This is a genomic window from Phytopseudomonas seleniipraecipitans (assembly GCF_900102335.1).
Classification (GTDB): domain Bacteria; phylum Pseudomonadota; class Gammaproteobacteria; order Pseudomonadales; family Pseudomonadaceae; genus Aquipseudomonas; species Aquipseudomonas seleniipraecipitans.
Map to the genome: position 1 here is coordinate 57,656 of NZ_FNBM01000001.1, position 25,979 is coordinate 83,634.

The 25,979-nt window shown below is 62.7% G+C and carries 26 protein-coding genes; 10 read left to right on the forward strand and 16 right to left on the reverse strand.

The features are described 5' to 3' along the window. Nucleotides 1-91: 91 nt before the first annotated feature. Nucleotides 92-712 carry a lipoprotein insertase outer membrane protein LolB gene (gene lolB / locus BLS60_RS00285; protein WP_070881189.1) on the reverse strand — a complete coding sequence of 207 codons (621 nt, stop codon included), beginning with the start codon at nt 710-712 and terminating at the stop codon, nt 92-94. Further along, a complete protein-coding gene (locus tag BLS60_RS00290; RefSeq protein WP_092363387.1) occupies nt 712-2,442 on the reverse strand; it encodes a tetratricopeptide repeat protein in 1,731 nt (576 codons plus the stop codon). Before BLS60_RS00290 ends, lolB begins: the two co-directional genes overlap by 1 nt. Before the next feature lie 378 nt (nt 2,443-2,820). On the opposite strand from BLS60_RS00290, the gene hemA reads away from it, so the two are divergent. The 6 genes from hemA (at nt 2,821) to BLS60_RS00320 (ending at nt 8,480) form a co-directional block, all read left to right on the forward strand. Next, nucleotides 2,821-4,101, forward strand: a complete 1,281-nt coding sequence (hemA, locus tag BLS60_RS00295) for a glutamyl-tRNA reductase (RefSeq protein WP_070881191.1) — start codon at nt 2,821-2,823, stop codon at nt 4,099-4,101. A gap of 10 nt (nt 4,102-4,111) precedes the next feature. Continuing rightward, nucleotides 4,112-5,194 carry a peptide chain release factor 1 gene (gene prfA / locus BLS60_RS00300; RefSeq protein WP_070881192.1) on the forward strand — a complete coding sequence of 361 codons (1,083 nt, stop codon included), beginning with the start codon at nt 4,112-4,114 and terminating at the stop codon, nt 5,192-5,194. A 119-nt stretch (nt 5,195-5,313) separates the two neighbouring features. Then, nucleotides 5,314-6,147 carry a peptide chain release factor N(5)-glutamine methyltransferase gene (prmC, locus tag BLS60_RS00305; protein WP_092363389.1) on the forward strand — a complete coding sequence of 278 codons (834 nt, stop codon included), beginning with the start codon at nt 5,314-5,316 and terminating at the stop codon, nt 6,145-6,147. Continuing rightward, a complete protein-coding gene (locus tag BLS60_RS00310) occupies nt 6,140-6,907 on the forward strand; it encodes a molybdopterin-synthase adenylyltransferase MoeB (RefSeq protein WP_092365214.1) in 768 nt (255 codons plus the stop codon). The genes prmC and BLS60_RS00310 overlap by 8 nt, the downstream gene beginning before the upstream one ends. Beyond that, entirely contained in the window at nt 6,900-7,688 is a 789-nt protein-coding gene (gene murI / locus BLS60_RS00315; RefSeq protein ID WP_092365211.1) for a glutamate racemase, read from the forward strand. The genes BLS60_RS00310 and murI overlap by 8 nt, the downstream gene beginning before the upstream one ends. Before the next feature lie 273 nt (nt 7,689-7,961). Further along, on the forward strand, nt 7,962-8,480 hold the full coding sequence (locus tag BLS60_RS00320) for an acyloxyacyl hydrolase (protein ID WP_070881196.1): 519 nt from the start codon (nt 7,962-7,964) through the stop codon (nt 8,478-8,480). A 73-nt stretch (nt 8,481-8,553) separates the two neighbouring features. On the opposite strand, the gene BLS60_RS00325 is transcribed toward BLS60_RS00320, so the two are convergent. From BLS60_RS00325 to BLS60_RS00360, 8 genes are all read right to left on the reverse strand, one after another. Then, entirely contained in the window at nt 8,554-8,871 is a 318-nt protein-coding gene (locus tag BLS60_RS00325; RefSeq protein ID WP_070881197.1) for a YkgJ family cysteine cluster protein, read from the reverse strand. Nucleotides 8,872-8,910: 39 nt separating this feature from the next. Continuing rightward, nucleotides 8,911-9,417 carry a DUF2878 domain-containing protein gene (locus tag BLS60_RS00330; RefSeq protein ID WP_070881198.1) on the reverse strand — a complete coding sequence of 169 codons (507 nt, stop codon included), beginning with the start codon at nt 9,415-9,417 and terminating at the stop codon, nt 8,911-8,913. A gap of 123 nt (nt 9,418-9,540) precedes the next feature. Next, nucleotides 9,541-10,272 carry an SDR family NAD(P)-dependent oxidoreductase gene (locus BLS60_RS00335; protein ID WP_092363392.1) on the reverse strand — a complete coding sequence of 244 codons (732 nt, stop codon included), beginning with the start codon at nt 10,270-10,272 and terminating at the stop codon, nt 9,541-9,543. A gap of 142 nt (nt 10,273-10,414) precedes the next feature. Continuing rightward, nucleotides 10,415-11,866, reverse strand: a complete 1,452-nt coding sequence (phrB, locus tag BLS60_RS00340; protein ID WP_092363395.1) for a deoxyribodipyrimidine photo-lyase — start codon at nt 11,864-11,866, stop codon at nt 10,415-10,417. 8 nt (nt 11,867-11,874) lie between these two features. Next, the gene (locus BLS60_RS00345) at nt 11,875-12,819 is read right to left on the reverse strand and encodes a MerR family transcriptional regulator (protein ID WP_092363399.1); all 945 of its coding nucleotides are present in this window, start codon (nt 12,817-12,819) and stop codon (nt 11,875-11,877) included. Continuing rightward, complete coding sequence (locus BLS60_RS00350; protein WP_092363402.1) at nt 12,816-13,784, reverse strand: YbgA family protein; 969 nt, start codon at nt 13,782-13,784, stop codon at nt 12,816-12,818. Before BLS60_RS00350 ends, BLS60_RS00345 begins: the two co-directional genes overlap by 4 nt. A 130-nt stretch (nt 13,785-13,914) precedes the next feature. Further along, on the reverse strand, nt 13,915-14,142 hold the full coding sequence (locus BLS60_RS00355) for a TIGR02450 family Trp-rich protein (protein WP_092363405.1): 228 nt from the start codon (nt 14,140-14,142) through the stop codon (nt 13,915-13,917). Next, nucleotides 14,139-15,131 carry an NAD(P)/FAD-dependent oxidoreductase gene (locus BLS60_RS00360; protein WP_092363407.1) on the reverse strand — a complete coding sequence of 331 codons (993 nt, stop codon included), beginning with the start codon at nt 15,129-15,131 and terminating at the stop codon, nt 14,139-14,141. Before BLS60_RS00360 ends, BLS60_RS00355 begins: the two co-directional genes overlap by 4 nt. Before the next feature lie 273 nt (nt 15,132-15,404). On the opposite strand from BLS60_RS00360, the gene BLS60_RS00365 reads away from it, so the two are divergent. Then, nucleotides 15,405-16,304, forward strand: coding sequence for a TIGR01777 family oxidoreductase (locus BLS60_RS00365; protein ID WP_092363410.1), 900 nt, complete (start codon nt 15,405-15,407; stop codon nt 16,302-16,304). A gap of 14 nt (nt 16,305-16,318) precedes the next feature. Continuing rightward, nucleotides 16,319-17,341, forward strand: a complete 1,023-nt coding sequence (hemH, locus tag BLS60_RS00370) for a ferrochelatase (protein WP_092363413.1) — start codon at nt 16,319-16,321, stop codon at nt 17,339-17,341. Nucleotides 17,342-17,374: 33 nt separating this feature from the next. Here the strand turns inward: hemH and BLS60_RS00375 are convergent, their stop codons facing one another. Together BLS60_RS00375 and upp are read right to left on the reverse strand one after the other, a co-directional pair. After that, the gene (locus BLS60_RS00375; RefSeq protein WP_070881207.1) at nt 17,375-18,652 is read right to left on the reverse strand and encodes a uracil-xanthine permease family protein; all 1,278 of its coding nucleotides are present in this window, start codon (nt 18,650-18,652) and stop codon (nt 17,375-17,377) included. Between the two features lie 3 nt (nt 18,653-18,655). Beyond that, the gene (gene upp, locus BLS60_RS00380; protein ID WP_070881208.1) at nt 18,656-19,294 is read right to left on the reverse strand and encodes a uracil phosphoribosyltransferase; all 639 of its coding nucleotides are present in this window, start codon (nt 19,292-19,294) and stop codon (nt 18,656-18,658) included. Nucleotides 19,295-19,620: 326 nt separating this feature from the next. Between upp and BLS60_RS00385 the strand changes: the two genes are divergently transcribed. After that, nucleotides 19,621-20,178, forward strand: a complete 558-nt coding sequence (locus BLS60_RS00385; protein ID WP_070881209.1) for a hypoxanthine-guanine phosphoribosyltransferase — start codon at nt 19,621-19,623, stop codon at nt 20,176-20,178. Here BLS60_RS00385 and dauA read toward each other — a convergent pair. After that, nucleotides 20,175-21,881 carry a C4-dicarboxylic acid transporter DauA gene (gene dauA / locus BLS60_RS00390; RefSeq protein WP_092363416.1) on the reverse strand — a complete coding sequence of 569 codons (1,707 nt, stop codon included), beginning with the start codon at nt 21,879-21,881 and terminating at the stop codon, nt 20,175-20,177. The two genes, BLS60_RS00385 and dauA, sit on opposite strands and share 4 nt — an antisense overlap. A gap of 177 nt (nt 21,882-22,058) precedes the next feature. Here dauA and BLS60_RS00395 point away from each other — a divergent pair, with 177 nt between their 5' ends. Then, on the forward strand, nt 22,059-22,346 hold the full coding sequence (locus BLS60_RS00395) for a PA4642 family protein (protein ID WP_070881211.1): 288 nt from the start codon (nt 22,059-22,061) through the stop codon (nt 22,344-22,346). A gap of 51 nt (nt 22,347-22,397) precedes the next feature. Here the strand turns inward: BLS60_RS00395 and BLS60_RS00400 are convergent, their stop codons facing one another. The 3 genes from BLS60_RS00400 to BLS60_RS00410 are packed head-to-tail and all read right to left on the reverse strand — an operon-like array spanning nt 22,398 to nt 25,940. Then, nucleotides 22,398-22,703, reverse strand: a complete 306-nt coding sequence (locus BLS60_RS00400; RefSeq protein ID WP_092363419.1) for a DUF2845 domain-containing protein — start codon at nt 22,701-22,703, stop codon at nt 22,398-22,400. After that, nucleotides 22,700-22,990: a DUF2845 domain-containing protein gene (locus BLS60_RS00405; RefSeq protein WP_092365217.1), complete on the reverse strand. Its 291-nt coding sequence runs from the start codon at nt 22,988-22,990 to the stop codon at nt 22,700-22,702. The genes BLS60_RS00400 and BLS60_RS00405 overlap by 4 nt, the downstream gene beginning before the upstream one ends. Before the next feature lie 7 nt (nt 22,991-22,997). Continuing rightward, nucleotides 22,998-25,940 (reverse strand): DUF748 domain-containing protein, encoded by a 2,943-nt coding sequence (locus BLS60_RS00410; RefSeq protein WP_092363422.1) that lies wholly within the window; start codon nt 25,938-25,940, stop codon nt 22,998-23,000. Between the last annotated feature and the right edge of the window lie 39 nt (nt 25,941-25,979).

The following is a 25,979-nucleotide window of genomic DNA, read 5'->3' on the forward strand; positions in this document are numbered from 1 at the left end:
TGCGTGATGTAGGGTGATGACGCTTCACCCATCCACCATCGCCATATGCATGCATTTACCCAGGGCGCCATCCGCCCTGGCTGCAAGCGCTTTACTGGCCGAGCTGGCGCGGTTGCCAGTCCTTGATCACTAGCGTCACCTGGATGTCGTGGCCTTCGAGGCGCAGGCGTTCTGGCAGCCAGTAACCATTCTGTTCGACATAGCGGGTGTAGCTGACTTCCCAGCCGTCCTGGCTCAACTGTGCGAGCCGGCTGTCGGCATCGAGCGTCAGGCGGCTTTTGCTGTCCGGCGCGGGCAAGCCGCGAATCCACCAAAGCAAGTGGGAAACCGGCAAGTTGAGGCCCAGTTGCTGTTGCAGCAATTCCTCGGGGGATTCGGCCTGGTAGCGGCCCTGATTGGCGACCTCCAGTTGCACATCACCTGGCCGCCCGGTGAGGCGCGCCGCACCGCGACCCAGCGGGCCGGACAGGCGGATGTCCGCATAATCCTGGCGTTGCAACCAGAACAGCGTGCCGCTTCCGGAATCGCGCGGTGCGCGGATGCCGACCTTGCCGTTGATCTGCCAGCCATCGATGGTGCCGATCTGCTGTTTGTGCGCCTGCCAGCGAGCCGGGTCACCCAGGCCTTGTTCCACCGCCTCATGGGTTGCCAGGCCGGAACAGCCGGCCAGCAGGGTTACCAGAGCGAGTACGAGTAAGGGGCGAAACTGCATCAAGGCCTCTCTGATCCGGTCAGGCGCAGCACTGTGCTGCGCAGGATTTCACTGTCTGGTTGTTCCTTGAGCGCGTCGCGCCAGATTTTCCTGGCCTCGCGCTGCTTGTTCTGCGCCCACAGGGTTTCGCCCAAATGGGCCGCGACTTCATGGTCCGGGAAGCGCTCGAATGCCTGGCGCAGCAGTTTTTCCGCTTCGGCCAAGTTGCCCAGGCGAAAGTTTGCCCAGCCCAGGCTGTCGAGAATTGCCGGGTCTTCAGGGTTGAGATCATGTGCCTGCTGAATCAGCTGCAGGCCTTCCTGGTGGCGATCGGTGCGGTCAACCAGCGTGTAGCCGAGCGCGTTGAGGGCCATGGCGTTGTCAGGTTGGCGCTCGATGATGGTGCGCAGATCACGCTCCAGCTGCTTCAAGTCATTACGTGGCTCGGCGAGCATGGCGCGTGTGTACAGCAGATTCACGTCGCCAGGGTATTGCTTGAGCGCATCCTGGATGAGCGCCCAGGCCTGGTCCGGCTGGTTCTGCTTGGACAGTGCCTCCGCCTCGATCAGGTACAGCTGCAGGGCGTATTCCGGCTCGCTGTCACGAGCTTCTGCCAAGTGCTTGGAGGCTTCGGCGCCACGGCCGTTGGCGACCAGTAGATCGGTCAGGCGCGCCTGGGCGGGCAGGTAATCGTTGCCCCCACCCACCAGCGAGTAGGCGAGTAGCGCTTCGTCGACATTGCCGAGGGCTTCATGGGCACGGCCAAGGTTGTACTGCGCCGGATCGACGTGTGCGTCGCGCTGGATCAGCTCCTCCAGGTAAACGATGGCCTCGCGCCAGGCTTCGGCTTCCAGGCACACCAGTGCCAGGGAGAAACGCAGGTCGTCGTCTTCGGGAAACTGCTGCAGCAACGAGGAGAATTCGCTGCGTGCGTCGTCCATGCGGCCCAGCTCGACCAATTGGCGGGCGTAGGTCAGGCGCAGGCGCTTGTCGTTGGGGCTGCGCTCCATGCCTTTCTTGAGCAGTGGCAATGCTTCTTCGCCGCGACCCAGGCTCTGCAGCAGGCGCGCACGGAGTAGCAGCGGCGCCGACTGGTCATGCTTGGCGGTACTGGTTTCGAGCAGCTTCAGGGCTTCTTCGGGGCGGCCGTCCTGCTGCAGGAGCAGTGCCTTGCCGAACAGCAACTGGCCGTCGTTCGGGTACTTGCCAAGCAGGCGGTCGAAGCTTTGCAGCAAGCCGGCACGGGTGTCCGGGTCGGTGTCCGCTGCAGACAGCGCGAGGAAGTCGAAGTGGGTGTTGCCTTGGCGCTGCAGCACGCGCTCCATGTACACCATGGATTCGTCGTAGCGGCCGGCGCGCGCCAGTTGCAAGGCGGCGGCGCGTTGCGCGTCGACACTGGTAGGCGCGTTCTTGGCCCAGACCAGCGAGGTGTCCAGCGCTTCCTGCTCGGCACCCAGGTACTCGGCGATGCGGAAACCGCGCTCGGCGATGCCAGGGTCCTGCGTCGAGTTGGCCTGCTGGACGTAATTGTTCAGGGCAATGTCGAAGCGGTTGCGCTGGCCGGCCAGTTCGGCGGTCAGCAAGGCCAGCATGGTTTCCTGGCTGAACGAGCCGTACGCCTCAGGCGCCTCGGCCTGTGCTTCGCTGCCCGGTTCTTCAACAGGCACGTTGCCGTCCGGAGCGGACGGCGAGAAAGTCTGGCAACCGCCCAAAAAGGCAAGGGCGGTCAGCAACGCGATGGGTCTATTCATAAGGGAAAATGCGACTAACCTGCGGTTTTGGCCATCATGACACAAGCCGTTGGGCAAGCCCATGGGCAGGCCGTGTGTCCTGGCGATGAGAGCTTTGACTGTCTCAGGCGGGCTGTGTTGCATCGGATAAATGTCTGTCGTTTAACAGCAGTGGGCTGGCCGCGATGGCGGATTGATGGTGCCTTGCGCCGATACGTTCCCCGAGCCGCACTTACCGGTGTTGAGAGCTACCTGTAAAGCGCTGGCGTCAGCCAGGTTGAGTAATTCTCATTGCCTGCGATCAATGCGGACTATCGTCGCCATGCGCTGGCCAATGGTTGTCCTGCACCGATCGAAGTAGGACAATTACCGGCTTCCACCCCCCTGTCAGCGACGTGCATGGCCTTTATCGCCCTCGGTATCAACCACAAGACCGCTTCGGTGGACGTCCGCGAGCGCGTGGCGTTTACCCCAGAGCAGCTGGTGGAGGCCCTGCAGCTGCTGTGTCGGCACACGCCAAGCCGTGAGGCGGCGATTCTGTCGACCTGCAACCGCAGCGAGTTGTACCTCGAACAGGACGGGGAGGGTGTCGATGCGGTGCTCGGCTGGCTGGCCGATTATCACCATTTGAGTGTCGATGAGCTGCGTGCCTGCGCTTATATCCATGAAGACGATGCGGCAGTTCGTCACATGATGCGCGTGGCTTCCGGCCTCGACTCGATGGTGCTGGGCGAACCGCAGATTCTCGGCCAGATGAAGTCCGCCTTTGCCGTTGCCCGTGAGGCCGGCACCCTGGGCCCATTGCTCGGCCGCCTGTTTCAGGCCACCTTCAGCACCGCGAAGCAGGTGCGCACCGACACCGCCATCGGCGAAAACCCGGTGTCGGTGGCTTTTGCTGCCGTGAGCCTGGCCAAGCAGATCTTCACCGACCTGCACCGCAGCCAGGCGTTGCTGATCGGCGCCGGCGAGACCATCAGCCTGGTCGCCCGGCATCTGCATGACCAAGGCATCAAACGCATCGTCGTGGCCAATCGTACCCTTGAGCGCGCCAGCAGCCTGGCCGAACAGTTCGGCGCGCACGCCGTGCTGCTCTCGGATATTCCTCAGGAGCTGGCGCACAGCGATATCGTCATCAGCTCCACTGCCAGCCAGTTGCCAATTCTCGGCAAGGGCGCGGTGGAAAGTGCGCTGAAACAGCGCAAGCACAAACCGATTTTCATGGTCGACATCGCCGTGCCGCGGGACATCGAACCCCAGGTTGGCGAGCTGGATGACGTGTATCTGTATACCGTCGATGACCTGCATGAAGTGATCGCCGAAAACCTCAAAAGCCGTCAGGGCGCTGCTCAGGCCGCCGAAGAGCTGGTCGCCGTGGGCGCCGACGACTTCATGGTGCGCCTGCGTGAGCTGGCCGCGGTGGATGTGCTGCGTGCTTACCGTCAGCAGGCCGAGCGCTTGCGTGATGACGAGCTGGCCCGCGCCCAACGCATGCTCGCTAACGGCGCCGCTGCCGAAGAGGTATTGGCCCAGCTGGCCCGCGGCCTGACCAACAAGTTGCTGCATGCGCCCAGCGTGCAGCTGAAAAAATTCTCTGCCGATGGGCGCGTCGATGCGCTCGGCGTGGCCCAGGAACTTTTCGCCCTCGAAGAAGGCGCGTCGTCCGGCTTGGTCAATAAATAGAAGGCATGCAATGAAAGCTTCGCTGATCAATAAACTCGACGTGTTGCAGGATCGTTTCGAAGAGGTCACGGCCCTGCTCAGTGATGCTGACGTGATCGGTAATCAAAGCCAGTTTCGCGCCTATTCCAAGGAATACGCCGAGATTGAACCGGTGATCATGGCGTTTCGCGAGTTCCGCAAGGTGCAGGCCGACCTGGAGGCTGCCCAGGCGCTGCTCAAGGACAGCGACCCGGACATGCGTGAAATGGCCGAGGAAGAAGTCGACACCGCCAAGGCGCGCCTCCTCGAACTGGAAGACAGCCTGCAGCGCATGTTGCTGCCCAAGGACCCTAACGACGGGCGCAACGTGTTTCTCGAAGTGCGCGCCGGTACCGGCGGCGACGAGGCGGCGATTTTCTCTGGCGACCTGTTTCGCATGTATTCGCGCTATGCCGAGAAGCAGGGCTGGCGCGTCGAAGTGTTGTCCGCCAACGAGGGCGAGCACGGCGGTTTCAAGGAGGTGATTGCCCGGGTAGAGGGTGACAATGTGTTCGCCAAGCTCAAATTCGAATCCGGTGCGCACCGTGTGCAACGCGTGCCGGAAACCGAATCCCAGGGGCGCATCCACACCTCGGCCTGCACCGTGGCAGTATTGCCGGAGCCAGACGAGCAGATGGCCATCGAGATCAACCCTGCCGATCTGCGCGTCGATACCTACCGCTCTTCGGGCGCCGGTGGTCAGCACGTCAACACCACCGATTCGGCGATCCGCATCACCCACATTCCCACCGGCACTGTGGTGGAGTGTCAGGAAGAACGCTCGCAGCACAAGAACCGCGCCAAGGCCATGGCCTGGCTGGCGGCCAAGCTCAAGGATCAGCAGGAGTCCGCTGCGCACAAGGAAATATCCGACACGCGCAAGCTGCTGGTCGGTTCCGGTGATCGCTCCGAGCGCATCCGCACCTACAATTTTCCCCAGGGCCGGGTCACCGATCACCGCATCAACCTGACGCTGTATTCGCTCAACGAAGTGATTGCCGGCGGTGTCGACGCGGTGATCGAACCGTTGCTCGCCGAATACCAGGCCGACCAGCTGGCGGCACTCGGCGATTGAGCCGCGGCAGCGCAGGTCTGTTAGCCGTCGGATGATGAGGCGCGTAACCGACGCGTTTTTCGTCCGCCGCTGCTAGCGATCTGCGGCACGTCTCACCCGAGCTGCCCCGAGAGAGAACCATGGCGACCATCGAATCCCTGCTCCACGCCGCCTACCTGCCGGACTCGCCCAGCGCCCGTCTGGACGCCGAGCTGCTACTGGCCGATGCCCTCGGCAAGCCGCGCAGCTATCTGCGCACCTGGTCTGATCGTGAGGTCGAGGCCGATGCGGCTGCGCGATTCGCGGCCAGCCTGGCTCGCCGCGGCAACGGCGAGCCGGTGGCTTACATCCTCGGCCGGCAGGGGTTCTGGAGCCTGGACCTGGACGTCGCGCCGCACACTCTGATTCCGCGCCCGGACACCGAGTTACTGGTGGAGACCGCGCTCGCGCTGTTGCCTGGCAGCCCGGCCCGTGTGCTCGATCTGGGAACTGGCAGCGGCGCCATTGCTCTCGCGCTGGCCAGCGAGCGCCCGGTTTGGCAGGTGACCGGCGTCGACCGGGTCAACGACGCCGTGGCTTTGGCGGAGCGCAACCGCGTACGCCTGGGGCTGAGCAACGCCGTGCTGAAAACCAGCAACTGGTTCGACGCGCTGGCCGGCGAGCGTTATGGATTGATCGTCAGCAATCCTCCTTATATAGCCAGCGACGACCGCCACCTCGGCGAAGGTGACGTGCGTTTCGAGCCGAGCAGCGCATTGGTTTCCGGCCGCGATGGGCTGGACGATATCCGCTTGATCATCGACCAGGCGCCGGCGCATTTGGCCGCGCCGGGCTGGTTATTGCTCGAACATGGCTTCGATCAGGCCGAAGCGGTGCGCGAACTGCTTGTCACGCGCGGTTTCAGCGAGGTTCACAGCCGGCGCGATCTGGCCAATCATGAGCGCATCAGTGTGGGACGGTGGCCGCATGAATGAACAATTGAGTGACGACGAACTGCTGCGCTACAGCCGGCAGATCCTGCTGTCGCAGATCGATATCGATGGCCAGCTGCGCCTCAAGGGCAGCCGGGCGCTGATCGTCGGCCTGGGTGGCCTTGGCTCGCCAGTGGCGCTGTACCTGGCGGCCGCAGGGGTGGGCGAGTTGCACCTGGCGGATTTCGACACGGTCGACCTGAGTAACCTGCAGCGGCAGATCGCCCATGACACCTCCAGTATCGGCCAGAGCAAGGTGGACTCGGCACTGGCGCGGCTGGCCGCGATCAATCCGAGCATCACCCTGCGTGCTCATCGTCATGCATTGGACGCGGATTCCTTGGCCGGGGCAGTAAGTGCCGTCGACCTGGTGCTCGACTGTTCGGACAATTTCACCACCCGCGAAGCGGTCAACGCGGCCTGTGTGGCGGCCGGCAAACCGCTGGTCAGCGGCGCGGCGATCCGTCTGGAAGGGCAGTTGTCGGTGTTCGATCCGCGCGTCCAAACCAGTCCCTGCTATCACTGCCTGTATGGTCATGGCAGTGAGGCTGAGCTGACCTGCAGTGAAGCTGGCGTTGCCGGACCGCTGGTCGGCCTGGTCGGTAGCCTGCAGGCGTTGGAAGCCTTGAAGTTGCTGGCCTGTTTTGGCGAACCGCTGGTGGGCCGACTGCTGCTGATCGATGCCCTGGGCTCGCGCTTTCGCGAGCTGCGGGTCAAGCGCGATCCCGGGTGCGCCGTGTGCGGACACCATGCCGATGAGTGAGGCGCCGATCGGGGTTTTCGATTCCGGTGTGGGTGGCCTCACGGTGCTGCGAGAAATCCGCACATTGTTGCCCAACGAGTCGCTGCTGTACGTCGCGGACAGCGGACACGTGCCTTATGGCGAGAAAAGCGCCGAGTACATTCGCGAGCGTTGTCGGGCAATCGCCGAGTTCCTCCTTGCGCGGGGTGCCAAAGCGCTGGTGCTGGCATGCAATACCGCAACCGTGGCGGCTGTGGCAGAGCTGCGCGCGCTCTATCCACAACTGCCCCTGGTCGCCATGGAGCCAGCAGTCAAGCCGGCGGCTGCGGCAACTCGCTCCGGCGTGGTCGGTGTGCTGGCCACTACCGGCACGCTGAAAAGCGCGCGTTTCGCTGCGCTGCTCGACCAGTTCGCCAGCGATGTGCGAGTGGTCACGCAGCCCTGCCCAGGGCTGGTTGAATTGATCGAGGCGGGGGATCTGCACAGCCCGGCGTTGCATGCGCTGTTACGCGGTTACGTCCAGCCGCTGTTGGATGCCGGTTGCGACACGCTGATTCTCGGCTGTACCCATTACCCTTTTCTCAAGCCGCTGCTGAGGGAGTGGCTGGATCCGTCCATCAGCCTGATCGACACCGGTGCGGCCGTGGCGCGGCAGCTTCAGCGGCTGTTGAGCGAGCGCCAGCTACTGGCCAACGGCCCGGCCGCTCCTGAGCATTTCTGGTGCAGTGGCGAGCCGTTGCTGATGCAACGGGTACTGCCCACGCTTTGGGGCAGTGCTGCGTCTGTAAGCCGATTTTCCTGACGTGTCTTTGGAACGAGCTGCCAGGCAGGCGGCTAATCTTGCAAGGCTTGCTTGCCGTCCTCATCGATGCACTTCACTCAGATCCACTATGCGCAGCTAGCAGCGTTTGGCACGACGTTCGCTTGGCACTCTATATCCGTGGCGGGAGTAATGAGCGGAGCCATTGGCCATCAAATATTTTTAGAACAAATGGAACTTGGCTAAAGTCTGTAACTGTAGTTTTCACATGCACACACTTAACAAATCCCTGATCCATATAAAAAGGATATTTCGATGAAGAAGCTGGTTGGCTTGGCCGCTGCAGTTGCGTTGTCTTTTGGCTCGGTATCAGCAGTTCAGGCCGCAGGCTTGACCTTTTCCGTAGGTCAGTCTGGCGACTCCACCATGGTTTACCGCATCGGTACCCAGTTCGATTTCAACACTCGCTGGTTCGAAAGCAGCGTTGGCCATTTGGGCGGCTACTGGGATGCTGGCTACACCTATTGGCAGGGCGACGATACCGCCACTAACCATAGCGTGTCCTTTGCGCCGGTCTTTGTTTACGAATTCGCCGGGCAGAACGTCAAACCCTATCTGGAAGCAGGCATCGGCGTGGCGGCATTCTCCAGCACGCGTCTGGAGTCCAATGATTTGGGCTCGTCGTTCCAGTTCGAAGACCGTATTGGCGCTGGCTTGCGTTTCACCGGTGGCCACGAGATCGGTATTCGCGCCATGCATTACTCTAATGCGGGTATCAAACAGCCTAACGATGGTGTCGAGTCCTACGCGGTGCACTATCGCCTGAATTTCTGACCGTAACGCGCGGTTGGTCGCTTGCTGAGCCGGGCCTTGTGCCCGGTTTTTTATTGCGTGCGATAACCCGGGTTCAGCGGTAGATGTCAGCGATGCCGCGGCGTTCCTCGAGACACTCCGGGGCGCCCATTTCGAATTCACGGCAGATCAGAGGGCGCACCGCGTAAATGGTGCAGCGCATGGTGTCGCGATCCAATGCCGCGCACCAGCCATCGTCGAGTCGGCGCATCACTTCACCACCCCATTCGTCATTGTCGATAAAGCGCTCCGGCACGCCGGTATCGGTGATCAGCATCACTTCCAGCTGGCAGCAACAGGCCGCACAAGTGCTGCAGGTAACTTCGCTGGTTTCGGGGATCTGCGTGTGGGGAATATAGGGGCTGGCGCTCATGGCGTTAGTGTACGTCAGCTGGCGTTGCGTTGAGGGTATTCAAGCTGGGCGGTTATCTGGCGAGTACAACGTGGCGAAGCCATGCAGCACGGGCAGCAGCGCCGCCCAGATCAACCCCATCAGGAGCAATGTTGGCGCTGTGCCGTGAGGGAAGCTGAGGTCGGCAAAGATCGCGTTGGCATAGTAAGAAAGCGGTGCGCCGATGGCGCCCAGCACGCTTGCGCGCCACCAGGGCCGTGCTGACCAGGCCAGGCAGTGGCGCAACGTGGTGCCAAGCAACAGCCACTGTAGTGCCAGCGATGCCGGGACGAGCTGGCGGTGCTCGCCAAAATCGAACACGCCGAGCTGCAGCAGAAAACTGTCCAGTGCACTGCCGGCAAGAAACACGCTCACCAGCAACTTGCCTTCACGTTTCCAACTGCCGAAATACAACAGATGCACCAGCATGATCGCCGCGATCAGCCACAGCCAGGCGCCGCCACCCAGCACACAGACCGACCAGCCGATTACAACGAGCAGAGCGTTTAGCAGATTTTTCTTGGCCACAAATATTCCACAACACGATGAGCGAGCTTTTGCTTTGCTCGACAATTCGAAGGCCGCGATGGTGCCTGCCCAGGCATGATCCGCGCAACTGCAACGCACCCGAGGGTGTCTTCAGCGATCCGCTCAGGTCTGCTTCGAACGGCTTAACGCCTCTCGCAACCGGCGTAGAACATCCAGCGCGCCGTTGACGCGGGCAGGACAGACGATTTCCAGTGGTCGTGCCTCGAGCTTGCTGACGATACGGTTGGCAATCTGGCTTGCCGAGCGGTGCCTGGGCGCAAAAAAGGCTCTCTTCGCTCTAGGGGCAGTACCGATCACGCCGGGTTTGACCACGGTGACGGCGATGCCTTCGTGAGCAAGGTCCACGCGCAGGGATTCGAGCAGGTAACGTAGCGCGCGATCACTCGCGCCATGGTCGCCCGTGAACGACGGCATGGATGGGTCTGCGGGACTGGCGATTCCAACCAAGTGCCCTGACTTGGCCTGACGCAGCAGCGGCAGCGCGGCGATGATGCAGCGGCTGGCCGAGAACAGTTCACTGCGTACGGAGGGTTCGAGCGAGTCGGCCTGATCAGGTACCTGGCTGGCGCTGTCGACGTTGAGAATCATGCAATCGAGAGCACCCCATTGCTCGGCCAGATGAGCGCTGATGGCGGTAATCTCGAGTGTGTCATTGAGGTTACCGGGCAGGATCAGCGCCCGGCTCGGATAACGCCCGGCCAGCGCCTGTAGCGATGTGCCGTCGCAGGCGCTCAGCGCCAGGCAATGGCCGTCGCGCAACAGGCGCTCGGCAAGTGCCTGGCCTAGCGCGCCGGCTGCGCCGGTGAGCCAGATCCGCTTGCTGAAGGCGCTCATGGATGTCGGCCCTGGTGGTCAAGGCTTTCATCGCGCTGAGAGATGGCCATGCCAGGCACTGAATCACGTGTACCCAGCCAACCGGGCAGCGCACGCGGCATCTTCAGCAGACAGGAGCTGGCGAGGCGCCCACAGGCGCTGTTCATGCGAGCTGGCTTGCTGACGGCAGGTTCTTGAATGCATCCAGGGCGTGCTGACGGCTGGCGCGCAGGTCGACGATAGGCAGCGGATAGTCAGGGCTTGCACCGAACAGGCTGCTCTGGCCCTTACGCCCGGCGTGAGGATCGTGAATGGCTTTGTCACTGAGCGCTGCCAACTCCGGCAGCCACTGGCGGATAAAGCGGCCGTTCGGGTCGAAGCGCTGGGACTGGCTGACCGGATTGAAAATGCGGAAGTAGGGCACCGAGTCTGTCCCCGTCGACGCACTCCATTGCCAGCCGCCATTGTTGGCGGCGAGGTCGCCATCGATCAGGTGACGCATGAAGAAGCGCTCACCCTCGCGCCAGTCGATCAGCAAGTTCTTGGTCAGGAACATCGCCACCACCATGCGCAGACGGTTGTGCATCCAGCCGGTTTCCAGCAACTGACGCATTGCCGCATCAATGAGCGGGATGCCGGTACGCCCTTCCTGCCAGGCCTGCAGATCCTCGGCGGCATTACGCCAGGGCAGGGCTTCGGTTTCCGGACGGAACGCGCGGTGCATGGAAACCCGCGGATAGCCAACCAGGATGTGCGTGTAGAACTCGCGCCAGATCAGCTCGTTGACCCAGGTAACCGCGCCCTGGTTGCCGCTCTCGAACTCACCCTGATTGTGATTCAACGCGGTGTGCAGGCATTGCCGTGGCGATACCACGCCGGCTGCCAGGTAGGCGGATAGTTGGCTGGTACCCGGCCGGGCCGGGAAATCGCGGGCCTCGTGGTAATCCTCGATCCATTCATCGGCGAAGCGCTGTAACCGCTCGCGGGCGGCCTGTTCGCCGGCCGGCCAGGCATCCCGTAGTGCCTGGCTCGGCGGCTCGAAGCCGGTAGCGCAAGTGGGCACTTTGTCAGCGACGATGTCTAGCGCAGCCTGCGCTTTGGGCAGTGCCACAAGTGGCGGCAGGGCGCTGTGCAAGCGTTGGTAGCAAATGCCCCGAAACTGGCTGTACACCTTGAAGTAAGTGCCGGTGCGCGTCAGCACGCTGCCGGGTTTGAACAGCAACCGGTCGAGGTGGCTGCGAAACGCCACGCCAAGATCGTCCAGCGCCGCCGCGACCTGCTGATCACGGCGGGTTTCATGGACGCCGTACTCCTCGTTGGCGTGCAGCGCGGTCGCTTGCAGCTCTTCGGCCAACTGGCACATCACCTTCGGCGCCTGGCTCCAGCTATCCGCCTCGCGAATCAGCAACGGGACGTTGAGGCGTTGCAATTGCTCGCTCAGCTCAGCCAGGTTGCGCAGCCAGAAGTCCACCTTGCTCGGTGCATCATCATGCTGGCGCCATTGGCCGGGGCTCATCAGGAAGACCGCTACCGTCGGGCCAGCCTGCATCGCTGCGGCCAGTGCGCTGTTATCGGTGACGCGCAGGTCGGTGCGAAACCACATCAGTTGAAGCATGAGTCGTCCTATTCGAGCAGATGGCGATCGGCGAGCGTTTGCAGCGCGGCGAGAGGGTCGGCCATGAATGTGATATCGGCCCCGTTGGGTGCATTGGCCACCAACTGGCGGCCGCGCATTTCGTCTTCGATGCCGACCAACAGGCACGGTATGCGGTGATCGCTCAGCCAGTGGTGCAGCGACGACTCGGCGTTGGTATTGGAGTCCGCTTCGCAGAACAGCAACAGTGCACGCGGCTGCAGGCGGGCGATGGCCAGCGGCAGTTCGTTCACCGGAATCGGCCCGTCGAAGGCATCGACCGGGCAGCCGGCGGTGGCGATCAGCCAGGCGCACAGCCACAGCTGAGGCGACATCGGCATCTGGCACAGGTTGATCAACAGCAGCGGTTTGCCGGTGTGCTGGCGATTGTCGTGATAAACCCGAGCGCCGAGCTTGCTGCGCAGCCAGCTATGCAGGAACAGCCGTTCGGTGGTCGCGCCGGGGCGCTGCGACCAACGTTGTTCCAAGGTCACCAGCAGTGGCAGCAGCAGATGCTGGCAGAGGATTTGCGGTGGATAAAGCGCCAGCTCAGCGTTGAAGCGTTCGTCCAGCTGACGCTCGTCGAGCAGATGAATGGCGTGGCACAGCTGTTCGCGTTTCTCTTGCCATTGCGAGGCCTGGTCGGCAGGCAATGGCTGATCCGCACGCAGCAGCCCCTTGACCTGGCCCACCGAAACACCGCGGTTGAGCCAGCCCAGTACGGCGTGGATGGTCTGCACCTGATCCGGTGAATACAGGCGATGGCCTTTGGCGGTGCGATGAGGCACCACCAGGCCGTAGCGGCGTTCCCAGGCGCGCAGGGTGACCGGGTTGACGCCCGTCAGGCTGGCAACGTCGCGAATGGGCAGGTAACCGCCAGCCAGTGCGTCGCGATAGGCGTCCGCATCCGGCTCGGGAGAGGTTGGCTGGTTCATAGGGCGTTCCGCAGGCTGAGGTTTTCCGGGTGCGGTTGCAGGTAGACCTGCTGGGCGATATAGCGATCAGGGTGCTGACGGAAGTGGTGCTTGAGTAAGGTCAATGGCACGACCAGCGGCACGATGCCTTGGCGGTATTGGCCGATGAGCTGCTGCATCTCCTGCTTTTCCGCTGCGCTCAAAGCGCCTTTCAGGTAACCACTCAAATGCTGCAGCACATTGCTGTGGGTGCCGCGCGTGGCGCAGCGCTTCAAGGCAATCATCAGTTCGCTGATGTAGTGGGCTGCGAGGCTCTGCAGGTCTTCCCCGGACAGGTCACCCAGCAGCCGGCCAAGGCGCTTGTAGCGCAGCGGGTCAGTGGCCATCAGCAAGTATTTGTGGCGGGCGTGAAACTCGATCAGCTTGCCGCGGCTTAGCCCGGACTGGCAAAGCGTCTGCCACTGGTAGTAGGTGAACACGCGGGTCATGAAGTTCTCGCGCAACACCGGGTCGTTCAGGCGACCATCTTCCTCGATCGGCAGGTCAGGGTGACGCTCGCAGAGCACCGCGGTGTATAGGCCGCGGCCCTTGGGCTCACTCGGGTGGCCATTGTCCTGATAGACCTTGACCCGCTCCAGCCCACAGGAGGGCGACTGTTGCATGACGATGTAGCCGCTGATGGGCGGCAGCTCCGCCGCCACCTGCTCGCCATAGGCGATCAGCGCATCGGTATGGTCCTGATCAGGGTGTACGGTGCCCACCGCGCGCGGGGCGTCGGGGTCGCCAACAAGGCGAATCGGTTCACGCGGAATACCGAGGCCGATAGCAACCTCGGGACAGAACGGCACGAATTCGAAATATTCGCTCAGTTGATCCATGCACAACCGCGAGGCTTTATGCCCGCCGTTGTAGCGAACCTCTGCACCCAGCAGGCAGGCACTTACGCCAAGCTTGGGTTTGTCGCGGTGGGACAGGATGACTGACATGGACGCACCTTTGAAAAGATCTTGTACAAGGATTTATTTTTGTACAAGTTTGATTTCATCTTAAGCACGTTCTTGTACAAGTCAAATGCTATGTACAACAATTTCCGGGGTCGGCGGATGTGGCTGAGCGTCAACGCCAGCCCATTTTCCAGGCCTCGGCATTTTGAAGAACGCGCCAGTCGAGGCGCTGGACGCGCTTGCTAAGTACCGCCTGCAGTTCTATTTCCAGGACAGTGCCTTCTTCGTCGCAGAACAACTCGGTGACAAGAAAGTGCTTTTCGCGGTTTTGCGGCACGGCTGCGGTCCACTTGGACAGCAGCAGTTTTCGCGGGGTGAGGCGGTGCTTGGCGTTACTCACTGGTTATGCGCGATCAATTTGCGGGCCGCTTCCTGGCCGCTGAGCCAGGCGCCTTCGACACGGCCGGACAGGCACCAGTCGCCGCAGGCATACAGACCCAGGTCGGCATCCGCCAGTGCGCCGAGCTGGTGCGCCGCGCTCGGCCGCGCGTACAGCCAGCGGTGGGCGAGACTGAAGACTGGTGCGGGCACGGCGCAGCCGATCATTTCCGCAAAGGCGCCGTGCAAGTGTTCGATCACCTGTTCCTTGGAGAGATCAAGGTGCTGACGACTCCAGCTGCTGCTGGCGTGCAGCACCCAGGTGTCCAGCGTGGTGTCGCGGCCTGGTTTGCTGCGATTGCGTGCGGTCCAGTCCAGCACGTCATCCTGCACGAAGCAGCCTTCGAGTGGCGTATCCAGCGGCTTTTCAAATGCCAGGGCCACCGCCCAGGTCGGGTCCATGCTCACGCTGGCCACCGTGCCGGCAAGTTTCGGCGCGGCGGCTAATAGCGCGCTGGCCTGAGGTGCTGGTGTGGCAACGATGACGTGGCTGAACGGGCCGTGGCTCTCGCCCTCGGCATCGAGCAGGTGCCAGTGCTGCTCGCCGCGAAACACCTCGGCGATGCGGCAGGAAAATTTCACCGGCAGGGCACCCAGCATGGCGCGGGTAATGGCGCTCATGCGCGGTTTGCCGACCCAGCGAATCTGCTCATCTGCAGAGGGGTTGAGTGTGCCGTTGGCAAACTGATAGAGGCTGGGCGTCCACTCTTCGACCCATCCGCGTGCCTGCCACTGTTGGACGGTTGCGGCGAAACGGCGATCACGGGCGGTGAAATATTGTGCGCCCAGATCCAGGGCGCCCGCGTCGCTGCGCTTGCTGGCCATACGGCCACCGCTGCCACGACTCTTGTCGAACAATTGCACCGAATAGCCGGCGGCATGCAGCGCCTCTGCGGCAGAAAGCCCGGCGATGCCGGTGCCGATGATGGCGATGGGAGCTGTACTGGTCATCTCTACCTCTTGTGCTGTCGGGGCGCCGTCACTGCATCGGCATCCGCTGGGCCAAGGCTACGCTCTGGACATGGCTCGTACAATGTACAATTTCTGTATAAGCTCGCGTCCCGTGTCGACGGGTAACTGTGGCCAGGGCATCTATTCTTCAGAATAGGCACGGGCCGCAATAGTTTCCCCGTTTCTGTCGGCCGGCTGCTGGCCTGCATGAAGGTGCTGCAATCGTGCCATCCACAGCGTCGACCCCGGACATCACACAGTGAGGAATCTGCCATGCATATCCTGATCACCGGCGGCACTGGCCTGATTGGCCGCGCGCTCTGTCATTACTGGATCGAGCAGGGGCACCAGCTGACGGTATGGAGCCGCCGCCCCGAGCAGGTTGCGGTGCTGTGCGGCACCCGCGTGCGCGGTGTTGGGCGTCTGGAGGAAATTGGCGATGAGCCACTGGATGCCGTGGTCAACCTGGCGGGCGCGCCGATTGCCGATCGCCCCTGGAGCAAGGCCCGCAGGCAATTGCTGTGGGAAAGCCGTGTTCACCTGACCGAGACATTGCTGGCCTGGCTACAGGCCAGCGAGCAGAAACCGGGCGTGCTGCTGTCCGGTTCGGCGGTCGGTTGGTACGGCGATACCGGTGAGCGGCATGTTGATGAGCAGGCCGCCCCCGGTGCGGATTTCGCTGCGCAGCTCTGCGTTGCCTGGGAAGACACTGCGCAGCGGGCCGAAGCGCTGGGCATCCGGGTAATTCTGTTGCGCACGGGGCTGGTGCTGGCGAAAGACGGTGGCATCCTCAAGCGAATGGTCACGCCATTTCGTTTCGGTCTGGGCGGGCGCATCGGCAACGGACGCCAATGGATGCCATGGATTCATATCGCCGATCAAATCGCCCTGATTGATTTTCTCTTGCAGCAGGAGCAGGCACGCGGTCCTTATAATGCCTGCGCGCCGCAACCGGTGCGCAACGCCGAGTTCGCCAGCGAACTGGGCCACGCCGTGAATCGCCCCGCCATCGTGCCGCTACCGGCCTTCGCCTTGCGTGCCGGGCTCGGTGAAATGTCGCTGCTGTTGCTAGGCGGCCAGCATGCCCAGCCAGCCAGGGCGCTGGAGGCCGGCTTCGAATTTCGCTTCACGCATCTGGACGTGGCTCTAGTGGATTTGCTGAGCCTTCACTAACAGGACAACATTGCATGACCGATCACGCCTTACTGCTGGTCAACCTTGGCTCTCCAGCTTCCACGGAGGTCGCCGATGTGCGCAGGTATCTCAACCAGTTTCTGATGGACCCTTACGTAGTCGACCTGCCATGGCCGCTGCGACGACTGCTGGTGTCGCTCATCCTGATCCGTCGCCCTGCGCAGTCTGCCCATGCCTACGCATCAATCTGGTGGCCGGATGGCTCGCCGCTGATCGTGCTCAGCAAGCGCTTGCAGGAGGCGATGAAAACGCAGTGGACTCAGGGCCCGGTGGAGCTGGCCATGCGCTATGGCGAGCCGTCGCTGGAAACCGTGCTGACCCGCCTTGCCGGCCAGGGCATCAAGCAGGTGACGCTGGCACCGCTGTACCCGCAGTTTGCCGACAGCACCACCACCACCGTCATTGAAGAAGCCAAGCGCGTGGTACGCGAGCGCAAGCTGCCGATTCGCTTCTCGATTCTGCCGCCGTTCTTTCAGGACCCCGATTACATCGACGCCCTGGCCGATAGCGCCCGGCCGTACCTGGAGAAGGATTTCGATCACTTGCTGCTGAGCTTCCACGGCCTGCCGGAGCGGCACCTGCGCAAGCTTGACCCGAGCAACCATTGCTTGCGCGGCCCCGACTGCTGCCGTACGGCTTCGGCGCAAGTGCTTGCCACCTGCTACCGCGCCCAGTGCATGCGCAGCGCCGAAGCATTCGCCGCGCGCATGGGCCTGCAGCGCGAGCAATGGTCGGTGTCGTTCCAGTCGCGCCTTGGCAAGGACAAGTGGATCGAGCCCTACACCGAAGCGCGCCTCGACGAGCTGGCTGCTCAGGGCGTGAAGAAGCTGCTAGTGATGTGCCCGGCCTTCGTGGCCGACTGCATCGAGACGCTCGAGGAAATCGGCGATCGTGGTCGCGAACAGTTTCTGCAGGCGGGCGGCGAAAGTCTGGAGCTGGTGCCTTGCGTGAACGACCACCCGAGCTGGGTGGCAGCGCTCAAGCGACTGTGTGAGCGAGCGCCACAAAGCCTATGAAAAATGCCCGGCTAGAGCCGGGCATTTTCTTTCTCAGATGTCAGGCGCCTCGTCGGCGCTTTTCTTCTTCCAGCCATCGTTACCCGGCAGGATCAGGTTCAAGGCAATGGCGACGATGGCGCACAGGGCGATGCCCTTGAGGCCGAAGTCATCCGGACCATCACCGGTGCCGACCAGCACGCCGCCGATGCCGAATACCAGCGTTACCGAAACGATCACCAAGTTGCGCGCTTCGCTGAGGTCGACGCTGTGGCGGATCAGGGTGTTCATACCGACTGCCGCAATCGAGCCGAACAGCAGGCAGAGAATGCCGCCCATCACTGGCACCGGAATGCTCTGCAAGATGGCGCCGAACTTGCCGATGAACGCCAGGCTGATGGCGAAGATCGCCGCCCAGGTCATGATCTTCGGGTTGTAGGCCTTGGTCAGCATCACCGCGCCAGTAACTTCCGCGTAAGTGGTGTTCGGTGGGCCGCCGAGCAGGCCGGCCGCCGAGGTAGCCAGGCCGTCGCCAAGCAGGGTGCGGTGCAGGCCCGGCTTTTTCAGGTAATTCTTGCCGGTGACGCTGCCCACGGCAATCACACCTCCGATGTGCTCGATGGCCGGCGCCAGTGCTACCGGCACGATGAACAGAATCGCCTGCCAGTTGAACGCCGGAGCGGTGAACGCCGGCATCGCCAGCCAGGGAGCCGCGGCCACGTGGGCAAGGTCAAGGGCGCCGAAATAGATCGATAGTGCGAAGCCCACCAGAATGCCGGAGATGATTGGCACTAGACGGAAGATCCCGCGACCGAACACCGCGACAATTACCGTGGTGAGCAGCGTCGGCATGGAAATCCACATCGCCGTGCTGTAAGGCAGCAGCACGCTGCCGTCACCGGCTTTGCCCATCGCCATGTTGGCCGCGATAGGCGCCATGGCCAGGCCGATGGAGATAATCACCGGGCCGATGACCACGGGCGGTAGCAGGCGGTCGATAAAGCCCGTGCCCTTGATCTTCACGGCAAAGCCGAGAAAGGTGTAGACGAAACCTGCAGCGATGACCCCGCCCATCGTTTCGGCGAGGCCGAATTGGCCCTTGGCGAGGATGATCGGGGTGATAAACGCGAAGCTGGACGCCAGAAAAACCGGCACCTGGCGGCCTGTGACCATCTGGAACAGCAGCGTGCCCAGGCCAGCGGTGAACAGCGCCACGTTGGGGTCGAGGCCGGTGATCAGCGGCATCAGTACCAGTGCGCCGAAGGCCACGAAGAGCATCTGCGCGCCAGACAGCACCTGACGCCACAACGGGTCGTTGAATTCGTCGCGCATCGATCAGGCGTCCTTCTGCTTGGTGCCGAAGATCTTGTCGCCGGCATCACCAAGCCCAGGAATGATGTAGCCGTGTTCGTTGAGGCACTGGTCGATGGACGCGGTGTAGATCTGCACGTCCGGGTGCGCGTCGTTCACCGCCTTGATCCCCTCTGGCGCCGCGACCAGCACCATGGCGCGGATCTCCTTGCAGCCGGCCTTCTTGAGCAGATCGATGGTGGCGACCATGGAGGCGCCAGTGGCGAGCATCGGGTCGATGATCATCGCCAGGCGCTCGTTGATTTCCGGCACCAACTTCTCCAGGTAGGTGTGCGCCTGCAGCGTTTCCTCGTTGCGGGCAACGCCGACGGCGCTTACCTTGGCACCAGGAATCAGGCTGAGCACGCCGTCGAGCATGCCGATGCCTGCGCGCAGGATCGGCACCACGGTGATCTTCTTGCCGGAGATCTTCTCGACCTGCACGGGGCCTGCCCAGCCTGCGATCTCGTAGTTTTCCAGGCGCAGGTCCTTGGTTGCTTCGTAAGTGAGCAGTGCGCCCACTTCCTGGGCCAGTTCGCGGAAATTCTTGGTGCTGATATCCGCGCGGCGCATGAGACCGATCTTGTGGCGAATCAGCGGATGGCGGATCTCGAGGACTGGCATTGCGGTGGGTCTCCGGCAAAAGTGGGCAAAAAACACGCTAGATTAAAGCATTGCGCGGTGCTGTGGGCGCTGTAACGGCGGAACTTTTTGTTCTTGCCGATGATCCGCAGCCATTGCTGGGCTGTCTCGAGCATGGTCACGATCGGTACCCGCGGGCAACGTGCGCCGCGTGTCGAGCGCGCTCGGGCGCTTGCGCCACAGCGGCCGGATGCGTAACGTTGCGGCCTTTTTTCTGACCGGTGATGCGCTTGCGCGCCGGTGCCATCAACACCGCGGGTCGAGGCTCTCGTAGAGCCAACACTGTCACCCGCCAATGAGGACCTGATATGCCTGCCGATCTCGCTCACATCCGCCAGGTAATGGCCGAAGCCGATTGCCTGTACAGCGAAGCCGAGGTGGAGGCCGCCATCACGCGTGTGGCCGCTGCCATTAACGCTGAACTGGCCGACCGCAACCCGGTGGTGTTCTGCGTCATGAATGGTGGGCTGATCTTTTCCGGCAAGCTGTTGACCCAGCTCGACTTCCCGCTGGAAGCGTCTTACCTGCATGCCAGTCGTTATCGCAACCAGACCAGCGGCGGTGAGCTGTTCTGGAAGGCCAAACCGGAAGTTTCGTTCATCGACCGCGACGTGTTGATCATCGATGACATCCTTGATGAAGGGCACACCCTCGGCGCGATCATCGACTTTTGCCATCACGCTGGCGCCGCCAACGTGCATACCGCCGTGCTGATCGACAAGGATCACGACCGTAAGGCACGCCCGGATCTGAAGGCCGACTACGTGGGGCTGCCGTGCATCGACCGTTACATCTTCGGCTACGGCATGGACTACAAGGGTTACTGGCGCAATGCGCCGGGTATCTACGCGGTGAAGGGGCTTTAACCCACAGCACCCCAGACCTCGCAGATGGTTCGGGCGCGGCGTAGGTCGCGAGCGTAGCTCAAGCGATCATGGGCACTCTGCAGGCCGGCACGGCGCAGTTTCAGGCGCAGCGATGGCGAGGCGCCGCTGATGATCAGGGCGATGCCATGCCGGCGGTACTCCAGCACGATGCTGTGCAAGGCCGCTAGCGCGGTCATGTCGAGCATCGGCACGGCGCTGAGGTCGAGAATCACCACGCGAATATGCGGGTCGAGCCTACGTAGTGCGCCGAGCGTGCGTTCTGCCGCGCCGAAAAACAGCGGGCCGCGGATGGCCAGCGCCAGCACATGCTCTGGCAAGTCGTTCAAGGCTTGATAAGCGTGCCGTGGCAGGTTGCTGGTATCGGTCAGCTCACTCATGCGCTTTATGAACAGCCCGGCGGCCAGCAGCAGGCCGACACCCACTGCCAGCACCATGTCGAACAGCACCGTGAGCAGCAGGCAGGTCAGCAACACCAGCACGTCGCCGCGTGGTGCGATGCGCAGGGTGTGAACTACGTGGTGCGCCTCGCTCATGTTCCACGCGACCATCAGCAGCAGGGCGGCTAGCGCGGCCATCGGCAGGTAGCTGAACAGCGGGGCGAGAAACAGGATCGCGGCCAGCACCACCCCAGCATGGATGATCGCCGCCAGCGGCGAGCGCGCACCAGCCCTGACGTTGGCGGCGCTACGGGCGATGGCGGCGGTTGCGGTGATGCCGCCGAACAGCGGCGCGAGCAGATTGCCGATGCCTTGGCCGAGCAATTCCGCGTTGGGGTCGTGCTTGCTGTCGGTCATGCCGTCAGCGACTACCGCGCAGAGCAGCGATTCAATGGCACCCAGCATGGCGATGGCAAAAGCCGGAGCCAGTAGCTGGTGGATCAGTTCGAAGGACAGCACCAGAGGCTGGCCGTCCGCACCGGGCAACTGCCAAGGCCAGGCGAATGTTGGCAGGAAGGGCGGGATGCCGGGGTAATTAACGCCATCGACGCTGTAACTGAAACGCTCGCCCAGGGTTGCCACCGACAGGCCGCCACGCTCCAGCAACACGCCCAGCAATGCACCGACGGCCAGCGCCGCTAAGTGCCCGGGAACGCGCGGCACCAGCTTTGGCCATAGCAGCAACACGCCAAGGCTGGCCAGCGCCACCAAGCTGTCGCCAAGTTGGAGGCCCGGCAGCGTCTCGACCAGCAACTGCAACTGCTGCAGGTAATGGCTCGGCTGGGTTGCCAGGTGCAGGCCGAGCAGATCCTTGACCTGCAGCGTGGCGATGACGATACCGATGCCGGCAGTAAAACCGAGGGTGACGGGGTAGGGCACAAACTCGATCAGGCGGCCTGCTTTGAGCAAGCCCAGGGCGATCAGAATCACCCCGGCCATCACCGTACACAGCAGCAGGCCGCCGATGCCGAACTGCTGGGTGATGGGCAGCAGAATCACCACGAACGCCGCGGTAGGCCCGGAGATGTTGAAGCGTGAGCCACCGCACAGGGCGATCAGTGGGGCGGCCACCAGCACCGTGTACAGCCCATGCTGCGGCGCCACCCCGACGGCGATCGCCAGCGCCATGGCCAGGGGAATGGCGATGATACCGACGGTAATGCCAGCAGCCAGGTCACCGCGCAGGCTGGCCCAGGAATACCCGCCGCGCAGGCTTTGGCGGAAAGCGGCAAACAGGGTCGGCATCGGGGCGCTTCCTGAAAGGTTGCTGCCAGTATAGGAGCTGCAAGCGGGGGGCGATGTTGACTTAAGTCGCGTACCGAAGCGATGTGGCCGGTGCTAGAAAGGCCGGCCTGCGTTGAGCGCTTGTGGCGCCGGCGTTACACTGCCGGCCCCGTGTAGGCTGGTTTGCTGGAGTGAGCGATGCGTAAAGACAAGAAGCAGGTGATTGGCGATGACGTGAGCGATGAGCAGATCAAACTGTTTCTCGCTGTAGAGCCGGCTGATGCTACGCCGCCCTCGCTGCACAAGCTGGTCAAGGCCTATCGCGGCTTGCGCGACCATGACTTCGAGCGTTTCATTGGCTTCTTCGTCGAAGCCGGCTTTGACCTCGACGCGAAGGATGCCGACGGCAATGACTTCGTTGCCCTGATCAAGGATCAGCGTCAGGCCGAGCCCTATATTCAGGCGGTCAACGCCGCTCGCGGCTGATCGCTCTGATACCCGGGTAGCGGTGTCCTGCCGCTGCCCAGCGCGGACCGGCTAGTTGCCGCGTTTGCTGTCGATCTTCTCCAGGCGATTGCCCTCGAAGCGCAGAAAGTAGCTCATGCCGTTGCGCGGGCCGTAGCTCCATTCTTCCACCTGCACCTCATTGACGAACCCATACTGATCAGTGACTTCCTTGTAGCCGAGGAAGGCGCGGTTGTTGGGATCGCCGCATTTGGACTGGACTTCGCCCGAGCTGTCACCGGTGCTGACCAGCGCGCTGCCGCAGCGCCAGCTAGCCGCGTTTGCCGTGCCAGCCGCGAGCATAATCAGGATGCAGGAGAGGAGTGCTTTCATCGTCATTGGCGGCGTTTGCGCTCGATGCGCGTCAACCGATTGCCCTCGAAGGTCAGGATGGTGAACATACCGTTGCTGGGCTCATAGGCCCATTCCTCGATGTTCGTTTCACGCCGATTGTAGGGGCCAACGGTGTAACCCACCGGGTCGCGAAATGCCGGTTCGCCGCATTTCTGCATGACCTCGAAAGTGCGGTCACCGAGGTTCACCAGCTTGCTGCCACAACGCAGCGTATCGGCATGGCTCAGCAGCGGGCTGGCGCACAGCACCATTAGCAGACTCAATCGCTTCATACCCATTTCACTCACTGTCCAGGTGCAGCGGAGTTGCCACGTGACCATCCTTCTCGGCTTCGCCAAAGATGACGTCGAGCAGATAAAGGCGTTCACCTGCCAGTTGGCCACGGTCGACCAGATAACCCTTGATCATCGCCGCGCGGTCCTGGGCCAGCTGGCGCTGCAGGGCGCGGCTGTCGCCCCAGGATTGCAGCACCGCATCGCGCAGGCGCACCGTTCGCTCATCGTCGTCCAGGTCTGCCCATTCGGCCGGCGGTTGCTGTTTCAGGCGCGCGCGATAGATGCCTTCCAGCAGCGGCGCTTTGTCGTCATCCGGCACTGCCAGCAGATCGGCGCTGGCCGGCACTTCATCACCACGGCGCTGCATGATGCGGTACAGATAATTCTGGTACTCACGCTCCAGGCGCTGCTGGGCAAGGAGTGGGCCATCGCTGCTCTGGGCGCTGAGGCCTTCGATCTCCAGACGCAACGCCGGGCGTTCACGCAGTGCGTCGGCAAGCAGGTCCAGGGATTTCTGCGCCTGGCCATCAAGCTCCGCACTGCCGGGAGCGAACACCACGGAGCTCAGGTCCATTTCGCTGCCGCCGCTGACCAGGCCGCCGATGAATTTGAATGGCGCCTGGGCGGCACGCAGCACCAGGTTACGCAGGGTTTGCCAGACAATCGGCATCACGCTGAATTCGGGATTATTGAGATCGCCCTGCAGCGGCAGCTCCAGGGAAATCCGCCCCTGGGTGTCCTTTAGCAACGCCACGGCCAGGCGGATAGGCAGGTCGACGGCATCCGGGCTGTCGACCTTCTCGCCGAGCTGCAGCTGCTCGACCAAGACCTTGTTCTGCGCGTTCAGCTTGCCGTCGTTGATACGGTAATGCAGGTCGAGATTCAGCCGGCCCTTGCGGATGCGGTACCCGGCGAACTTGCCAGAGTAGGGCGTCAGGGTGGTCAGCTCGACCTGCTTGAACTGGGTTGCAATATCCAGGCTCTGCAGCGGGTCGAAGGGCGTCAGGCTGCCCTTGATGCTGACTGGCGCGTAGCGGTCGACCTTGCCACTGACATCAACGGTGGCCGGCTTGCTGCTGGTGCTGTCGAGCGTGCCGATCCGCCCGTTGAGTTGCTGCACGGCGGTGGCGAAGTTGGGCCTGAGACTGAAGTCGGCGAAGTTTGCCGAACCATCCTTCAGGTTGATCCCGCCGACACGAATGGCCAGCGGCTTCTCGGCAGCGGCTGAAGCCTGTGCTTCGCCGGCGTTGCCAGCGGGCTGCTTGACGATCAGCTCGTTGACGTTGGTGCTCAGGTCCTCGTTGATGATGAATCGGGCATAGGGCTGTTGCAGGTCGATGCGTTCGATATCCAGCCGATCGCCATGGCGGTAATCGACACCGCCGAGATCGAGCTGCTGCCAACGCAGGAAATCCCGGCCCTTGAGCGTGTCGAGGGTATGCAGTTGAGTGACCTGGGCCTTGCCATGTACACGCAGACCCAGAGGCTCGGTGGAGGCCAGTTCGACATCCAGGTCGCTGTTCAGCAGGCCGCTACGCAGCTCCAGGTGCATGAAGGGAGTGATGTAGGCCTGAGCCACGCGCAGGTCGATGTTGCGGGTAGTTACCTTGAGGGCCGCAGTGGTCGGGCTCATTTGCACCTGGCCTTCGGCCTGCAGCTTGCCCTGCTTGCCCACGCCGGTATCGACTTTCAGGGCGAAGGGCGAGGTGCCCAGGCTGTCGAAGTTCTGCACGTCGACGTTGAGTGGGCCGAGTTCTAGCGCTACTGCTTCGCTGGGTACCCGGTCGACGAGGTGCGCGTGATACTCACGCAGTTGCATGTCTTTGACCTGCACGCGCCAGGGCTTCGCCGGCTCGTCCGGCGTGCGTTGTACCGTAGCGGTCGAGTCGCCGGCAGGCTCCGCCGGCTCACCTGTGTGTGCTGGCGTCTGCGCCGGTTGATCGCCCGGCTTGCCGGCCAGCAGCTTCTGCCAGTCAAGCTCGCCATCGTTTTCTCGGGCGGCCCAGGCCTCCAGCTTCTGCCCACGCACCTTGCCGATCACCACCTGTTGCTTGGCAAAGTCGAGCGAGGTGTCGCTGACCTCGAAAGACTCCAGCTTGATCAATGGCTTGCCATCCGGCGACTGCATGGCGAAGGGCGCGATCTTGACGCGGGCATTGCTCAGTAACAGCTCGGTACCGTCACGCAGGTTCAGCTGGTAGTCGGTCGACAGGCTGACAGCGCCTTTCTCCAGGACTAGCGGTACGGCGTCGCGTACGTACGGCCAGAACGCCTGCATCGGCTCGTCGGTGATTTTCAAGGTGCCGCGGGAGCTGATCGGGCTCAGGCTCAGCTCGCCGATCCAGTCGATACGCCCGCCCGCCGGGCCGGTGGCGACCAGGGTCATGTCGGCGTTGTCGTCGGGTAGCGTGCTGAGGTTGTGCAGCTCCAGGTTGAGATCGTCGTAATGGATATCGATCGGCTCCTGCGGGCGCAGGTCCTGAAAGTGCAGATTGCCGCCCAGCAGCTCGATGCGATCGATGCGCAGCGCGAACGGCTCGCCGGGCTCCGGCTCGGGCTGCTCACTGGCGGGCAGCTTGAACAGCTGCGTCAGGTTGAGGGTGCCGTCCTTGCTGAAGCGCACCTCGGTATGCGGCTTCACCAGCGTGACGTCCGCCAGGTGCAGCGCGCCGCTCCACAGGCTGTCGATCTGCAGGTCCACGGCCAAGTGCTCGAAGGCTAGCTGTTCCTTGCCGGGCTCACCGATGTGCAAGCCCCACAGGTCCAGCTGCAGCGTGAAAGGATTGACTTGCAGGCGATCCAGCCGCGCCGGCTGTGTCGCGTACTGCTCCAGCTGCTGGTTGGCAATGCGCAGCGCGATGCCGGGCAAGACGAGAAAGCCGATCAGGCTGTACAGGCCGATGGCAATCAGCAGGGCGGTAACGGCGCGTCGCAATCCTTTGAGCATGGTCTTGCTTCATCTTCCTGGCGAGAGTGCCTTGGATTA

What these genes read in the sequence shown, in the direction of transcription:
- prmC (WP_092363389.1), top strand. Translation starts at nt 5,314, where the DNA reads ATGGCGACCATCGAATCCCTGCTCCACGCCGCCTACCTGCCGGACTCG.
- BLS60_RS00360 (WP_092363407.1), bottom strand. Translation starts at nt 15,131, where the DNA reads ATGACCAGTACAGCTCCCATCGCCATCATCGGCACCGGCATCGCCGGG.
- hemA (WP_070881191.1), top strand. Translation starts at nt 2,821, where the DNA reads ATGGCCTTTATCGCCCTCGGTATCAACCACAAGACCGCTTCGGTGGAC.
- BLS60_RS00345 (WP_092363399.1), bottom strand. Translation starts at nt 12,819, where the DNA reads ATGAACCAGCCAACCTCTCCCGAGCCGGATGCGGACGCCTATCGCGAC.
- BLS60_RS00320 (WP_070881196.1), top strand. Translation starts at nt 7,962, where the DNA reads ATGAAGAAGCTGGTTGGCTTGGCCGCTGCAGTTGCGTTGTCTTTTGGC.
- dauA (WP_092363416.1), bottom strand. Translation starts at nt 21,881, where the DNA reads ATGCCGACCCTGTTTGCCGCTTTCCGCCAAAGCCTGCGCGGCGGGTAT.
- BLS60_RS00410 (WP_092363422.1), bottom strand. Translation starts at nt 25,940, where the DNA reads ATGCTCAAAGGATTGCGACGCGCCGTTACCGCCCTGCTGATTGCCATC.
- lolB (WP_070881189.1), bottom strand. Translation starts at nt 712, where the DNA reads ATGCAGTTTCGCCCCTTACTCGTACTCGCTCTGGTAACCCTGCTGGCC.
- BLS60_RS00365 (WP_092363410.1), top strand. Translation starts at nt 15,405, where the DNA reads ATGCATATCCTGATCACCGGCGGCACTGGCCTGATTGGCCGCGCGCTC.
- phrB (WP_092363395.1), bottom strand. Translation starts at nt 11,866, where the DNA reads ATGCTTCAACTGATGTGGTTTCGCACCGACCTGCGCGTCACCGATAAC.
- BLS60_RS00405 (WP_092365217.1), bottom strand. Translation starts at nt 22,990, where the DNA reads ATGAAGCGATTGAGTCTGCTAATGGTGCTGTGCGCCAGCCCGCTGCTG.
- hemH (WP_092363413.1), top strand. Translation starts at nt 16,319, where the DNA reads ATGACCGATCACGCCTTACTGCTGGTCAACCTTGGCTCTCCAGCTTCC.
- BLS60_RS00400 (WP_092363419.1), bottom strand. Translation starts at nt 22,703, where the DNA reads ATGACGATGAAAGCACTCCTCTCCTGCATCCTGATTATGCTCGCGGCT.
- BLS60_RS00325 (WP_070881197.1), bottom strand. Translation starts at nt 8,871, where the DNA reads ATGAGCGCCAGCCCCTATATTCCCCACACGCAGATCCCCGAAACCAGC.
- BLS60_RS00350 (WP_092363402.1), bottom strand. Translation starts at nt 13,784, where the DNA reads ATGTCAGTCATCCTGTCCCACCGCGACAAACCCAAGCTTGGCGTAAGT.
- BLS60_RS00290 (WP_092363387.1), bottom strand. Translation starts at nt 2,442, where the DNA reads ATGAATAGACCCATCGCGTTGCTGACCGCCCTTGCCTTTTTGGGCGGT.
- BLS60_RS00375 (WP_070881207.1), bottom strand. Translation starts at nt 18,652, where the DNA reads ATGCGCGACGAATTCAACGACCCGTTGTGGCGTCAGGTGCTGTCTGGC.
- BLS60_RS00335 (WP_092363392.1), bottom strand. Translation starts at nt 10,272, where the DNA reads ATGAGCGCCTTCAGCAAGCGGATCTGGCTCACCGGCGCAGCCGGCGCG.
- BLS60_RS00395 (WP_070881211.1), top strand. Translation starts at nt 22,059, where the DNA reads ATGCGTAAAGACAAGAAGCAGGTGATTGGCGATGACGTGAGCGATGAG.
- murI (WP_092365211.1), top strand. Translation starts at nt 6,900, where the DNA reads ATGAGTGAGGCGCCGATCGGGGTTTTCGATTCCGGTGTGGGTGGCCTC.
- BLS60_RS00310 (WP_092365214.1), top strand. Translation starts at nt 6,140, where the DNA reads ATGAATGAACAATTGAGTGACGACGAACTGCTGCGCTACAGCCGGCAG.
- upp (WP_070881208.1), bottom strand. Translation starts at nt 19,294, where the DNA reads ATGCCAGTCCTCGAGATCCGCCATCCGCTGATTCGCCACAAGATCGGT.
- prfA (WP_070881192.1), top strand. Translation starts at nt 4,112, where the DNA reads ATGAAAGCTTCGCTGATCAATAAACTCGACGTGTTGCAGGATCGTTTC.
- BLS60_RS00385 (WP_070881209.1), top strand. Translation starts at nt 19,621, where the DNA reads ATGCCTGCCGATCTCGCTCACATCCGCCAGGTAATGGCCGAAGCCGAT.